Source organism: candidate division KSB1 bacterium (assembly GCA_022566355.1).
Classification (GTDB): Bacteria; Zhuqueibacterota; JdFR-76; order JdFR-76; family DREG01; genus JADFJB01.
Map to the genome: position 1 here is coordinate 1 of JADFJB010000119.1, position 13,769 is coordinate 13,769.

Annotated in this window: 17 protein-coding genes; 6 read left to right on the top strand and 11 right to left on the bottom strand. The window is 40.4% G+C overall.

Annotation, left to right across the window (positions count from 1 at the left end):
- The coding region (locus IIC38_16720) for a cytosine permease (GenBank protein MCH8127578.1) at positions 1–209 on the bottom strand (209 nt) is incomplete at its 3' end.
- A gap of 154 nt (positions 210–363) precedes the next feature.
- Here IIC38_16720 and IIC38_16725 point away from each other — a divergent pair.
- Together IIC38_16725 and IIC38_16730 are read left to right on the top strand one after the other, a co-directional pair.
- Positions 364–600, top strand: coding sequence for a type II toxin-antitoxin system prevent-host-death family antitoxin (locus IIC38_16725; protein ID MCH8127579.1), 237 nt, complete (start codon positions 364–366; stop codon positions 598–600).
- The gene (locus IIC38_16730; protein MCH8127580.1) at positions 597–974 is read left to right on the top strand and encodes a type II toxin-antitoxin system VapC family toxin; all 378 of its coding nucleotides are present in this window, start codon (positions 597–599) and stop codon (positions 972–974) included. The genes IIC38_16725 and IIC38_16730 overlap by 4 nt, the downstream gene beginning before the upstream one ends.
- A gap of 37 nt (positions 975–1,011) precedes the next feature.
- Here the strand turns inward: IIC38_16730 and IIC38_16735 are convergent, their stop codons facing one another.
- From IIC38_16735 to IIC38_16775, 9 genes are all read right to left on the bottom strand, one after another.
- On the bottom strand, positions 1,012–2,502 hold the full coding sequence (locus IIC38_16735; GenBank protein ID MCH8127581.1) for an NCS1 family nucleobase:cation symporter-1: 1,491 nt from the start codon (positions 2,500–2,502) through the stop codon (positions 1,012–1,014).
- 20 nt (positions 2,503–2,522) lie between these two features.
- A complete protein-coding gene (locus IIC38_16740; protein ID MCH8127582.1) occupies positions 2,523–3,401 on the bottom strand; it encodes a xanthine dehydrogenase family protein subunit M in 879 nt (292 codons plus the stop codon).
- A 29-nt stretch (positions 3,402–3,430) separates the two neighbouring features.
- Positions 3,431–3,883 (bottom strand): carbon monoxide dehydrogenase subunit G, encoded by a 453-nt coding sequence (locus IIC38_16745; protein ID MCH8127583.1) that lies wholly within the window; start codon positions 3,881–3,883, stop codon positions 3,431–3,433.
- 141 nt (positions 3,884–4,024) lie between these two features.
- A complete protein-coding gene (locus tag IIC38_16750) occupies positions 4,025–6,265 on the bottom strand; it encodes a xanthine dehydrogenase family protein (GenBank protein MCH8127584.1) in 2,241 nt (746 codons plus the stop codon).
- Positions 6,266–6,412: 147 nt separating this feature from the next.
- The gene (locus IIC38_16755) at positions 6,413–6,802 is read right to left on the bottom strand and encodes a GxxExxY protein (protein ID MCH8127585.1); all 390 of its coding nucleotides are present in this window, start codon (positions 6,800–6,802) and stop codon (positions 6,413–6,415) included.
- Entirely contained in the window at positions 6,780–7,445 is a 666-nt protein-coding gene (locus IIC38_16760; protein MCH8127586.1) for a (2Fe-2S)-binding protein, read from the bottom strand. Before IIC38_16760 ends, IIC38_16755 begins: the two co-directional genes overlap by 23 nt.
- A 116-nt stretch (positions 7,446–7,561) precedes the next feature.
- The gene (locus IIC38_16765; GenBank protein ID MCH8127587.1) at positions 7,562–8,377 is read right to left on the bottom strand and encodes a class I SAM-dependent methyltransferase; all 816 of its coding nucleotides are present in this window, start codon (positions 8,375–8,377) and stop codon (positions 7,562–7,564) included.
- Entirely contained in the window at positions 8,378–8,734 is a 357-nt protein-coding gene (locus tag IIC38_16770; GenBank protein MCH8127588.1) for a DUF1572 family protein, read from the bottom strand. It lies immediately after the preceding gene.
- Positions 8,735–8,787: 53 nt separating this feature from the next.
- On the bottom strand, positions 8,788–10,812 hold the full coding sequence (locus IIC38_16775; GenBank protein MCH8127589.1) for a carboxy terminal-processing peptidase: 2,025 nt from the start codon (positions 10,810–10,812) through the stop codon (positions 8,788–8,790).
- A gap of 452 nt (positions 10,813–11,264) precedes the next feature.
- On the opposite strand from IIC38_16775, the gene IIC38_16780 reads away from it, so the two are divergent.
- From IIC38_16780 to IIC38_16795, 4 genes are all read left to right on the top strand, one after another.
- Entirely contained in the window at positions 11,265–12,335 is a 1,071-nt protein-coding gene (locus IIC38_16780) for an XdhC family protein (protein MCH8127590.1), read from the top strand.
- 29 nt (positions 12,336–12,364) lie between these two features.
- The gene (locus tag IIC38_16785; protein ID MCH8127591.1) at positions 12,365–12,940 is read left to right on the top strand and encodes a nucleotidyltransferase family protein; all 576 of its coding nucleotides are present in this window, start codon (positions 12,365–12,367) and stop codon (positions 12,938–12,940) included.
- A 42-nt stretch (positions 12,941–12,982) separates the two neighbouring features.
- Positions 12,983–13,162, top strand: a complete 180-nt coding sequence (locus IIC38_16790) for a hypothetical protein (GenBank protein ID MCH8127592.1) — start codon at positions 12,983–12,985, stop codon at positions 13,160–13,162.
- A 95-nt stretch (positions 13,163–13,257) separates the two neighbouring features.
- Positions 13,258–13,407 carry a transposase gene (locus tag IIC38_16795; GenBank protein MCH8127593.1) on the top strand — a complete coding sequence of 50 codons (150 nt, stop codon included), beginning with the start codon at positions 13,258–13,260 and terminating at the stop codon, positions 13,405–13,407.
- Here IIC38_16795 and IIC38_16800 read toward each other — a convergent pair.
- Entirely contained in the window at positions 13,376–13,525 is a 150-nt protein-coding gene (locus IIC38_16800; protein MCH8127594.1) for a hypothetical protein, read from the bottom strand. The two genes, IIC38_16795 and IIC38_16800, sit on opposite strands and share 32 nt — an antisense overlap.
- Positions 13,526–13,769: the final 244 nt, after the last annotated feature.

Sequence of the window (13,769 nt, forward strand, 5' to 3'; positions counted from 1 at the left end):
TTTTCTTGGTAAAGATCCTCAAGATTGAGGTTGCCCTTTCGGATGAAAACATAATCGCATAATATAACCCCACCGACAGCGCCCAGCAGCCCGGAATAAGTGATCAGCCAGGTTAAATACATATCCAACAATTTCCACGGCATAATTAAAATACCCACGCAGCCTGCGATTAATCCCCTCATGCGAAAGCTGATCTTTTGCGGATTCAAATTTGAAAAACCTATTGGCAGCAGAAACGATATTTATTGAGGGGCAAATATTCATAGTCACCAAACTTCTATTTCTTTTAACCTCCACATTTTTTCTTGCTATCTTCTTAAAAGTTTATATTTTAATATAACAACTATTACCGTGAGAGGTTTTATGAAGGCGACAAGTAAAGATCTAAGATTCCATACTAAAGAAATACTTGATGCAGCAATGCGAGGAGAAGAGGTTACCATTACCTATCATGGAAAACCTTGTGTAAAGATTGTTCGCATTCAAAATCAAACGGAAACCAATAAGGACAATAAATTTTGTGGAATGTGGCAAAACCGTGAAGACATGGAAGATGTAGAAGGATATGTTCGAAAAATCAGGCAAGGGAGATCCTATTGATTGTCGATACTGATGTGTTAATCTGGTATTCAAGAAAAAATGAAAATGCCATTAAGTTAATTCACTCTCTAAATGATTTTTCCATTTCGGTAATTACCTATATGGAAATTATACAAGGGGTAAGAAATAAAGATGAATTAAATCATTTTAAAAAGGCGCTAAGCATATTGAATGTTAATGTGCTGCAAATCAATGATATGATTTCAACCAAAGCGATGTTCTTTATAGAACAATACACGCTAAGTCATTCAATGGAACTAGCAGATGCTTTGATTGGGGCGAGTGCTATTATTACAAAAATACCTTTGATTACCGGAAATGATAAACACTATAAACATCTGCCTGGCCTGGAAATCCAAAAATTTAACAAATGATGAGTTAGTGAAGTAATCTTTCACAGAGGAAGCCATATCATTTATCGTTTGTAACTTTATCAATATTACTTCTCATCAAAAAATAATAAACCATAAAAGAAACGATTGCCGCCGAAAACCAGGCGCCATTGAACAGGAATTCCAGACCAGCAAACACTTTCCCCATTAATGCGACAAGAATGCCCGCGACCAGGGCGATTAGCGCTTTTCGGTTCAAGCCATTTTTATAGGCATACTCGCCTTTTTCTTGGTAAAGATCCTCAAGATTGAGGTTGCCCTTTCGGATGAAAACATAATCGCATAATATAACCCCACCGACAGCTCCAAGCAGTCCTGAATAAGTAATCAGCCAGGTTAAATACATATCCAGCAATTTCCACGGCATAATTAAAATACCCATGCAGCCGGCGATTAATCCACCCATGCGAAAGCTGATCTTTTGCGGATTTAAATTTGAAAAACTATTGGCAGCAGAAACGATATTTGCAGCGATATTCGTACTGAGTGTTGCAACTGCCAAAGCGAACATGGCGAGAATGCCTAAAAGGGGGCTGTTGTACTCGCCGGTAAGTTTTGTCAAAAGTTTAACCGGGTCCCAGATAGCCTCGCCATATAGAATCAGCGTAGCGCTGGTTACGGCAATGCCAATAAATGCATAGAGCGGCATCGCGGTTAAAATACCAATGGTTTGACCCAGCAATTGATCTTTTTGGCTCTTCACATAGCGCGAGAAATCCGGGATATTCAATGACAAAGTGGCCCAATACCCCACCATTGCGGTAAGCCAGGGGATGAAAAGTGTAAAAATAAAACCCCAAAAAGACAAACTTTCGCGGCTTTGAATCAGGTCGTTGGATTTGTCTAAAATAGTGCCAATCCCACCCACTTTTAGTGCAGCCCAAACCAGGAGCAAAATTCCCATTACCAATAAGAAAGGCGCCGCTAAAGTTTCGAGCCATTTTATCGAATCGGTTCCGGCCCAGACAAAGTACATATTGATCAGCCAAAACAGCATAAAACTGGTATAGTGAGGCAAACCATAGCCCATAAAACTCCAGCTGCCGCCCAGGGTTTGCCAGCTTTCCCAAAGTATACTAATGATGGCATGAATGGCCATTCCGCCAATCCAGGTTTGGATACCGAACCAACCGCAGGCGACCAATGAGCGCAGTATCGATGGGATGTGAGCCCCCATTGTGCCAAATGATGACCTCACATAAACCGGAAAGGGAATCCCATATTTTGTGCCGGCATGGGCATTGATAACAAGTGGAATTAAGACGATAAAATTGCCAAGAAAAATCACGAAAAGACTTTGCCACCAATTCATGCCGGCGCTGATCATGCTGGCCGCCAGCATATAAGTTGGGACACATACACTCATCCCGACCCAGAGCGCCGCGATATGCCAATAGTTCCAGGTTCGTTCACTTATTTTAGTGGGAGAGATATCGGCGTTGCTCAATCGGCTTTCAGGAAGGTCGTGAGAAAGCTCGACCAATTCATACAAATTCGAGGGTTTCCGCATCAATCTCTTTCTTTAGAATATTAAGATTTATTCGCTCTTTGAAACGCCTGGGTTAGCACTCTTTTGGTCAATACTTTGGCCAGATGCCGGCGAAATTTAGCAGAGGCATGGATATCGTTTGGAGGGTCGATGTCCGATGAAGAGACCATCTCAGCCGCCGCTTCAATCACCTTCGCACTTGCCTTTTCCCCGATCAATAATTGTTCTGCTTTATGGGCTTGAACCGGAGCATCACCTACGCTTAGAAGGGTGATCGCTGCATTTTCACATTTTCCGTGCTCATCCAATGTAACCACTGCCGCGACGCCAACCATGGCATAGTCTCCATGGCGGCGGGATATTTCTTGAAAAGCACATCCACTCCTCTTTGCCAAAACCGGAATTGAAATTTCAGTAAGGATCTCTTCCGGTTGTAAATCCGTAGAAAATAATCCAATAAAAAAATCCTGAGCAACTACCCATCGTTCACCACTTTTTTTAACCAGTTTGAATTTTGCTTCCAGGGCAAGCGCAAGCGCAGGGAGTTCTCCGGAAGGATCGGCGTGGGCAATGCTGCCGCCAATTGTGCCGCGATTTCGAATTTGGGGATGAGCAATAAATGGCATGGCTTCATGAATAAGTGGGGCTTGATCTTTTATCAATTCACTTTTTTCAATTTGCCGTTGGCGGGTCATCGCACCGATCCGAATAGCGCCAGATTCGCTCTGATTAACAAAAAATAAATCCTTCACTTTGTTTAGATCGATTAATACGGCTGGTTGAGCCAAACGGAAATTCATGGTCGGAATCAAGCTTTGTCCGCCAGCCAAAATTTTGGCATCGTAACCATAATTTTCCAGATGGTCTAATGCTTCATCAATAGAAGTCGGGGCGAAGAATTTAAATGGGGCTGGTTTCATTTGTCTGATACTAAACTTGAAAAGTACTACTAATCTTTAAGTTTGATTTGCAATTCTTTATTTAATGCTTCCAGGCCCTGCTTTGTCATACTTTTCCCGACGGAATCCAACAATCTTTGACCGACAATCGCTATCTTTCCGCCAATGCTCAGTTCCGCTGTATACTTCATCAAAGTTGAATTTTCCGACTCTTCAGTCAATTCTATATTCGCTAAGCCGTTCACAAATCCGGGAATGCCTTTGGCCGATATTTGCATTTTAAAACTTTCAGGATGTGTCTTGTCTGTAAGCTTAATTTGAATAGTAAATTTGCCACTAACGGGCCCAATCCCGACTCTCAGTAAGCCACTGTATTCATCCTCACCGATTTGTTCCAGACTCTCAGTTCCAGGTATGGCTTTTGCCAATAATTTTGGATCCATGAGCGCTTCCCAGACCTTTTCACGATTTCCTTGAAACAAAAATTCATTTTCTATTTTCATTTAACTGGTTTCCTTACTATTTCTTAAATCTTTTTTACCACAGAGGCACTGAGGCACAGAGATTAAAAAATGCCATAACTGCTTTATATTTGTTCTTTTTATTTTCTCATTTGTAACTCTGTGCCTCTGTGGTTATATTTTTTATTTATTCCTCGCCTCTTCAAAAATCTCAAAAAGACGGTTAGGGCTTAACGGAATTTCACAGATTTCCAAATTAAATTGTGATAAGGCATCTTCTACAGCTTGAGCGAACAACGCACCGGTTGGTATTGCTCCGGCTTCGCCTGCGCCTTTTACACCGAGAGGATTAAAAGGAGAAGGTGTTTCCGTATGGTCAGATTCAATATTCGGCACATCCAAAGAGGTTGGCAGAAGATAGTCCATAAAAGATGCATTCAACAGCTGTCCGTTGTCATCATAAATCAATTGTTCATAAAACGAATTTCCAATACCGTGCGCAACGCCTCCTTGAATTTGTCCCTCTAAGATCATTGGATTGATTACCTTGCCACAATCGTGGACAACGACATATCTTTTTATGTTAACCATCATGGTATCCACATCTACTTCAACAATCATGGCATGTGTACCATTGGCAGTACTGCCACGCTCAGGGCCAAAATAAGCAGTCGCTTCAAGACCGGGTTCTGTTCCCGGCTTTACGGCGCCACGGAGTGGGTTGGCCAGTTTTGCCAGTTCACCCAGCGAAATGTTTTTGTCCGGATTGTTTTTGACAAAGACTGATCCGGAATTTAGCTCAAGGTTGCCTTCAGTTGTTTCTAATACTTCACAAGCCAAATTAAATATTTTGTCTCGAACTGCTAGCGCCGCAGCATGACAGGCGTTACCGGCTACGACAGCGCCACGGCTGGCAAAGGTTCCGGTGCCCCAGTTAAATTCATTGGTATCCCCGGTCATCACTTTTACACTGCTCACCTCGACGGACAACACTTCGGATACAATTTGGGCAAATGAAGTAAAATGCCCTTGTCCCTGGGTGCCAACCCCAGTGGCCAGGCAAACTTCACCATTTGGATCTATGGAAACCCGTGCGCCCTCATAGGGGCCAATACCCGTTCCTTCGATGTAAGAAACAATGCCAATGCCAAGATGCTTTCCTTGTGAATGATGTTTTGATTTCTCTTTTATAAATTGGTCATAGCCAATAATCTTCTCGGCTTTTTCGAAACCAGGTTGATAATCACCACTGTCATACACTAACGGCTTAAAGTCCTGGAAGATAATTTGATGATTATGAGGAAACTGATCCGGCTTCAAAAAATTCCTCTTGCGAATAACTGTCCGATCAATATTTAATTCTTTTGCGGCAAAATCAAGCAGCCGTTCCATAACAAAAACACCGTGTTGGCGGCCTGCCCCTCGAACCGGTGTTACAGTAGTTTTATTGGTAAATACAGCCTTAAACTCAGAGTAATAATTGGGAATATCATACGGCCCCAAAAGCGTACATTGACTATTGATAGGAACTGTCAATCCATAAGGATCATAAGCGCCGGTATCATGGATGAATACGTCATGCACACCTAGTATTTTACCTTCTTTTGTTAAGGCAATTTCCGCATCATGGATCTGGCTCCGTTCCTGGGTCGTCGCAAAAAAGTTTTCTTTCCGATCTTCTGTCCACTTAACCGGCTGTTTCAATTTCATTGATATCCATGGGATCAATACTTCTTCCGGATAAAACATCATAATCTTAGGACCAAAACCTCCACCGATAAAAGGTGCAATCACCCTGACTTGATTTTGAGAAAGTCCCAGCATTGCCGCAAGGCCATTCCGAATAGGAATCGGTGCCTGGGTCGTATCCCATATCTTTAATTTCTTACTCTTATCGTTCCAATTCGCAACGACTACGCGATTTTCGATTGCTGCCGCAACACCCCGGTCGTATATAAAACGCCGTTTGATAATGCAATCAGCCTGGTTTTTGATCGACTCATAATTGCCTTTTTCCTGAATGACATGTGCTGCCAGATTGGATTTAAGATCATCATGAATTAAAGGAGCATCCGGTGATAATGCTTTTTCAATATCCACGACAGCACCATAAGGATCGATATCTACAAAAATATCATCCAATGCATCTTCAGCAACATAGCGGCTCTCCGCAACAACGACAGCTATCGCTTCTCCCACGTGCCTGACTTTATCTTTTGCCAATGGGACTTGCGTTCTTTCATGAAAGATCAAATCCTTGATGGGTGGAGGCGGTACCAACAAGGGTCCAGGTTGCCAATAATCCCCCAAATCTTCAGCTGTGTAAATAGCAATAACGCCCGGTCGTTTAAGCGCTTCAGAGACATCGATACTGTTGATTTTACCGTGAGCATAATCACTGCGGAGAAAAGCAGCGTGCAACATCCCACTAAGGTTCACATCATCTACAAACAAGGCTTGCCCGGTAAGCAGCAGCGGATCTTCGTTTCGTAAGATTGGTTTACCGAAGTACTTTTGCAATTTTGTTCTTTCTTAAAAAGTTACCACAGAGGCACTGAGACACAGAGTTTTTTAATCAAATCCACTAATCATTCGTTTAAATCCATCTACTAACTTTGGCACATTAAAATTGATTAACAAACCTAATCTTTTATTAGCAAGTTTTAAATAGGTTAACAATTGAGCTTCATGAACTGGCAATAAACTCTCTATTGCTTTCAATTCGACGATGATTTCGTTTTCAATTAAAATGTCTATTCTAAAATCTGAATCTAATTGAAATCCTTTATAATTGATAGGCAATGAAAGCTGCTTTTTATATTTAATTCCTTTAAGATTTAACTCTTTACACAAACAAGTTTCATATACTGATTCCAACAGACCAGGTCCGAGATTCTTATGAACTTCAATGGATGAATCGAGAATAATTCCGCTTAAACTATTTCTTTCTACTCGATTCATTTGTTTTCTCTGTGTCTCTGTGCCTCTGTGGTGAATATTCTTGCCTTTTATGAACTTCAATGGATGAATCGAGAATAATTCCGCTCAGTCTATTTCTTTCTTCTCGTTTCACTTTCTTTTCTCTGTGTCTCTGTGTCTCTGTGTCTCTGTGTCTCTGTGGTTTATCTTTATACCTTTGTGTTGAATAAAGTATTACTGCTTTTACAATATTCTGGTATCCCGTGCATCTGCAGAGATTACCTGATAATGCTTCTCTAATTTCTTGTTCACTGGGATTTTCATAATCTTCCAGGAAAGGGATTAAAGTAAGCAAAATACCAGGCGTGCAAAATCCACATTGCAATCCATGTGCTTCCCGGAAAGCTGATTGTAGCGGATGGAGGTTCTCGTCGCCATTTTTTGTCAAGCCTTCAACGGTAAGCAGATCATGTCCGTCTGCTTGCACAGCGAATAATATACAAGACCGAACTGCCTGGCCATCCAGTAAAATTGTACACGCACCACAAACACCATGCTCACAACCGACATGTGTACCGGTTAGGGTTAACTCCTGTCGGATAAAATCACTTAACAGCAGATTCGGAGGTATTGATCTCTCGTACTTCTCTCCATTTACCGAAAGTGAAAGTTTAATTTTCTCTATCATAAATATTTGTGGATGATTTAACTTAAATTAAAACATTATTTTACAGATTTATTTTATTTCAATCAAGAGAACTTTTGTGTTGAGGCACCCATTTTTATAAATTGATCAAATAATCAGACTTTTGCCTTTATAGAAAACATCAGCGGAATTGAGGGGCGCTCATTTTTTAGAACATATTGTCCAGGTTTTTTTGCTTCCAGAAATGGATAGCAATTATAGGAACTAAAAGGAAATTCATGAAGAAATTCGATTTCAAGTCCCGTTTTGATTAAAGCAGTAACAATCTCACCTAAGCCGTGCGTCCACTCATACGACTCTTGCGAAAAATCCGCATTCGGATTTGCATAAGATCCTTGCTGAAAAAAACGTTCCGGTTGAGAATGAAAGAAGTAACCATATTCAAATTCTCCATCATCATTTAACATACCTAGCAAAGGATGAAATTCAATCATATAAAGGAAACCACCAGGTTTGAGATAATGAGCAATCAAACTTGCCCATTTATTCAAATCATGCAGCCAATTAAGGACACCGTAAGATGTAAAGACGATATCGAATTTTTGGTTTAGACTATCCGGCAAATCGTATATATCCGAACAGATGAAATGTACAGGTATTTGTAATTCCCGGCTTAATGAATCGGCAAGAGAAATCGCTTCACTCGAAAAATCCACACCGGTTACTTGCGCCCCTTTCACCGCCCAGGAGAGTGAATCTAAGCCAAAATGGCATTGTAAGTGAAGGATGGATTTACCGGCAACTTCCCCAACTTCTTCTATTTCAATTTGTTTCAATGAATTGCGGCTTGATTTAAATTCTTCCAGGTTATAGAAATCTGACTTCTCGTGAATTCTTGTCAAACCATTCCACAATTTGCGATTGGTTTTTGAATAATTGTTTAGATCATTATTCAAACTTGACTTTTTCATTTAGCCTGTTTCTTGTTCATTTTTTGTGTCAGACTCGGCGATAATGAATTCGGCATCCCGATTTCGATCCGGCTTCTCGCCATCTGAAGTAAGAAATTTCGACCAACGAGAAATCAAATTCCCCGACAAATGTTTCACAAGAATTGCAATACTGTTGGATGCTTCATCCATTTGGTGAAAGAATTGTTTTTCATTTATTTGGTGAATAGAGTTTTCAATAAGTCCCTTATGTTTTATAAATTGGGTTTTTATTTCGTTGAGATAATTATCGAGCGGATCCATGACAGGGCGTAAAAGAAAAACTTCAACTGCGGAGTTTGTAAGTTCGTAGAAATATATTATCCTGGGTTCTCGCAAACACTGCGATTCATCTCATATGAATAATAATTTTCAAGATTGGCTTATGAATTTTAATTTTGTGATATTATGATGTAATCACTTAAAATATGAGCGCTTTCATTCAACAACAAATCTTTCTTCTTTTTATCCTTATTGGCATCAACATCCTTTGACGAATCCGAATCTTTCTTTTTATTCGCTTTTTCCCGTTCTTTTTTCCGTTTATCTTCTTGTAGCGTAACCCGTGTTTTCTCTCGACGATCTTTATACTCAGCCAGATTCTCTTTCAAACTGGCGAAATCCTCGTTTCTGGATAATCGTAGATTTGATCGACGATCCAATTGCGGTATAACCTTTGAAACAGCCTTTAGATTATCATATTGAAGGGGTTCGATTTCGTCCCATAACAAAGCATTGTCTCTCGAATTTTCACCGATCTCCATTAGATTAAATCGAGAAGGAAAGGAGATGTCCGGGATTACTCCCACATGTTGAGTACTGCCGCCATCGATACGATAAAATTTAGCTACGGTTAATTTAAGTTGACCCAATTTTTTCGATGGGTTTTTCACGTACCTGTTCAGATCAATGGCGTTTTGGACAGTACCTTTGCCAAAAGATTGACTGCCAATGATGATTCCTCTATTGTAATCCTGTATAGCTGCAGAAAATATTTCCGAAGCCGAAGCGCTAAGCCGGTTCATAAGTACTGCAAGCGGTCCATCATAAGCTAATTCTCTATCCGAATCTCTCTCTACATTAACTCTGCCACGCCGATCCCGAACTTGAACTACCGGACCTTGCTCAATAAACAACCCGGTTAATTCAACCGATTCATTCAAAAAACCACCGCCATTGTTACGAAGATCGATGATGATCCCATCGACTAATTGTTGTTTTAAATCATCCAATAGTTTTCTAACATCTCGACTGGTACTCTTGTATTCTTTTTCGCCTCTTCGCCTTGCTTCAAAATCTGAATAAAAAGTTGGGATTGTTATTACCCCAAATTTAAAGTCCTTTTCACCATGTTCAATTTCCAGGATTTCACTTTTTGCAGATTGATCTTCAAGTTTCACTTTATCTCGGACGATCGCAATAGTCTCAGGCGCCGCATTTGCACCTCTTTCTGCCGACAAAATTTGTAATTGCACCGTGGTCCCTTTCTTTCCCCGAATTAATTGAACCACATCATCCAGCCGCCAACCAACAACATCAACCAGTTCACCGTCAGGACCTTGAGCTACTCCTATGATTCTATCATTTGGAAATAAAAGTTTTCCTTTATCAGCAGGGCCCCCAGGAACAATCTCCACAACTTTTGTAAACTCATTTTCAGTCTGTAACCTGGCGCCAATCCCTTCAAATGCCTGGCTCATTCTAATTTTAAAATCATCAAAACTCTTAGGGGAGAAATAACTGGTGTGGGGATCAAATGATTCTGAAAGTGCGTTCATGAATATTTGAAAAACATCCTCACTTTGAAATTGAGACAGGTTGGTTTGAATTCTTTTATAGCGTTTTTCTAAAGTGCTGGTTATCCCCTCCCAATCTTTGCCGGAGAGTTTTAGATTAAGGGCATCATGTTTTAGGCGTTTGCGCCAAATTTCATCGAGTTCTGCTGTTGTCTTTGACCAGGGTAAAGTCTCACGATCAAATTCAATATATTCATCAATTGTAAAATCAAACTCTGTCTTGAGACGATTAAAAACATATTCCAACCGTTCCGCTAATCTTTGTTGATATACATTGAACATTGTGTAAGCAGCATCAACATCCCCTTTCTTTAAATAGTCATCCAATTGGTAACGATATTTTTCAAATGACTGGATATCCGACTCATGAAAATAAATGCGGCTGTGATCGAGACGATCGATATAACGGTCAAAAATTTCATAGGATAGAGAATCATTAATTTCTCTTTTCTGGTAGTGTTTTTGGGTTAACAAGCGCACTATAAGCCGGCTTATTTGCTGATGTTCCTGTTCCGGTGATAATTGTTGATAGGAAATTTTATCAGAATCATAGGTCTTGCTTCCCAATAAAATAGAAAGCGAAAGAACGAGTATAAAACCTTTTAATAATTTCTTTTTCATAAACCCAACCTCTTTATGAATTCTATCATAAATTATTTATTTATCTAATCATTTAATAGTTATCTTTACAAATTTATTGTTTTTATACGCCAAATTAAAGATTTATTTTCATAATTAATATTAATATTTTTTCTTTGGTCCTAGATTTTAAGAATTTTTTCATCAATCGGCAGGTTTAACGTTATCCATTAACGCAAATAATCCAGTCGGTGAGACAATGGGGTTCCACCCTGCCCCGAACCTGTTATGATTGCATCAACCTTCATCAAAAAATTCCTAAAGTAAAATAATCGCTCAAATTAAAACCTTAACCATTTGAATACAAAAGGAACTGGAATTTTCACATAAATCTAACTAGTTTGTGAAAACAAATTTGTTAGAACAAAGTAATGATCTATTTAGGCGAATGTTGAATATACAAGATTATTTTGTCATTTCACAATTATTAAATTATGCGGGACATTTTAAATCAATTAAAATCATGGGTTAGTGAAGGCAACCTATTTGCCACTGCCACAGTGATCCAAACCTGGGGTTCGGCACCCCGGGAAGTTGGATCTGTGATGGCAATCACAGGAGAATTACACATAGCCGGTTCGGTAAGCGGTGGCTGTGTTGAAAATGCAGTGATCGAAGAAGCGGAACTTGTTTTAAAAACCGGTATTCCCAAGGTACTTGAATTCGGTGTTTCGGATGATACTGCTTGGTCGGTTGGATTGACTTGCGGTGGAAAGATTAAAGTTCTTGTTGAGAAGCACCCGGCGTTTACAAATCAGATTTTTGATACAGAAATATGGCATGCGATAGTTAAAGCAATTGAAAACAACCTTCCTGTGGTTATGATCTCCAGGTTAGACGGTCAGCCAGAAGGACATCTTCTTGTTTATGCCAATGGCAATTCCCTGGGAGACTGGGGTGAATTAACAAACAAAGCAAGGGATGTAGCTATTGATACATTTCAATCCGGAAAGAGCCTAGAAATAACAATTGGTGGTATTCCAATTTTTGCCCAACTGTTTCCTCGTCGGGATCGAGTCATTGTCATTGGAGCTTCTCATATAGCAATCCCTTTTGTGGAATTAGCAAGAAAATTGGAATTTGAAACCATCGTCATCGATCCCAGGAAAATCTTTGCAGACCGGCAGAGATTTCCGGTTCCACCGGATCAGCTCCTCGAAAAATGGCCGGAAGAAGCATTAGAAAACATCGAGTTGAATGAGGACACTTATGCTGTCCTGGTCACCCACGATCCTAAAATTGACGACCCTGCGTTACATATTTTATTGAAAAGTCCTGTAGCCTATATCGGCGCTCTGGGCAGCAAAAAGACCCATGAAAAAAGAAAAAAGAGATTATTAGAAGCTGGCTTTTCGCTTGAAGAAATAGATCGAATATACGCGCCGGTTGGATTGGACATTCTCGCAAGAACACCGGAAGAGATTGCATTAAGCATTTTAGCGCAGATTGTTTCCGAAAAGCGAAAAGAGAAAAGCGATGCAGCGCGGGGCTCTTCAAAAATCTAGTAAGCTGCATTCCCGTAAATCTTGTTAACATGAAATATAACATCACAGCAATCATCCTTGCAGCCGGCAGTTCTACAAGATTTGGTGATAAGAACAAACTCCTCAAACCCTTCATGGACAGTTCAATATTTGGACACGTAGTGAAAACGATGACTAACTTACCTATTGCAGAAGTAATTTTGGTGACGGGTTACGAACATGAGAAAATAGCGGAAGCCATAAAACATTCTAATGTTCACATCATTCATAATAGCGAATTTCAAACAGGAATCGCCAGCTCTATCAAATGCGGGGTTTCGGCAGCTTCACAAAAAACCGAAGGCTATATGATCTGTCTGGGGGATATGCCATACATCACAATGGACTATATAAAAAACTTACTAGACACATTTATTAACTCACAAATACCTTCCATCATTGTTCCCACATTTCAATACAGAAAAGGGAATCCGGTTATCTTCTCTAAGAATTTCATTGATGATCTGTTAAAAATCGAAGGTGATAAAGGAGCAAGGGAAGTAATCGACAAACATCCTGATTCGATAATTGAGGTACAAATTCGCAAAGAAACGTATTTCTTTGATGTGGATACTTTGGCGGATTAGGTTATTGGCATAATGAAAGTGCACCGGTAAAGGTGTACTTGAATGGTAAAAAAATGTGTATTATCTTACCCCATTCCATTCAAGGCAGGATCACCTAAGAAGGGTACGATATTGGAATACCATTTGTTATGGTTAATATCACCATACTTCGACTTGCTTTCTCACGCGGGTCACGGCAGCGCCCCAGGCTGTATTCGTCACGCAGAGCGAGGGACGAGATGAACTACTATTGATTCTTGTTGCTTGCCATATAAACATCTTTTGCAAACGACTTACCCGGAGCTCCGGCCGGTTCGCGTTTCGGTGCCTTGGCGTTTGTGCACCACTTTGGGGCTTCGCTTAATGGACATATTCATTTCCACTACATCGTCACAGACGGCGTTTTTCTCCGGGAGCGAAATGGGAGAGGCGCTTTTTTACGAAGCCTATTTCGCATTAATTTATGTTTGGAACCAATGTTCTCATGATTTGCCCCCCCAATTTTGAAGCCGTTGGTGGATCATAATTCGAGAGCACAATCACGATATCCCCAGGACCATACTCGATCTCTAAGACCGCATTGATCCCTTGACCGCCGCCTGCCATGCCAATGCCTCCCCTTAACCTTCTAGGAGCGTGCTCGACATCTTCATAATACTTGGTTCACCATAGCGGTGTATTTAGGACTCAACAGCTTGAAACTTCGAAATGCGTTGATGAATTTTAACAAGTCACCGGCAGTCGAATATCCGCCTCCTGCCGCTGTACCTTTAGCTGGTGGCAGCAGGCTATTTTCTCGTTGAAACCCTTCACTTGGTTTTGCGCCAGGAGGAGCTTGGTTGGTGTATCC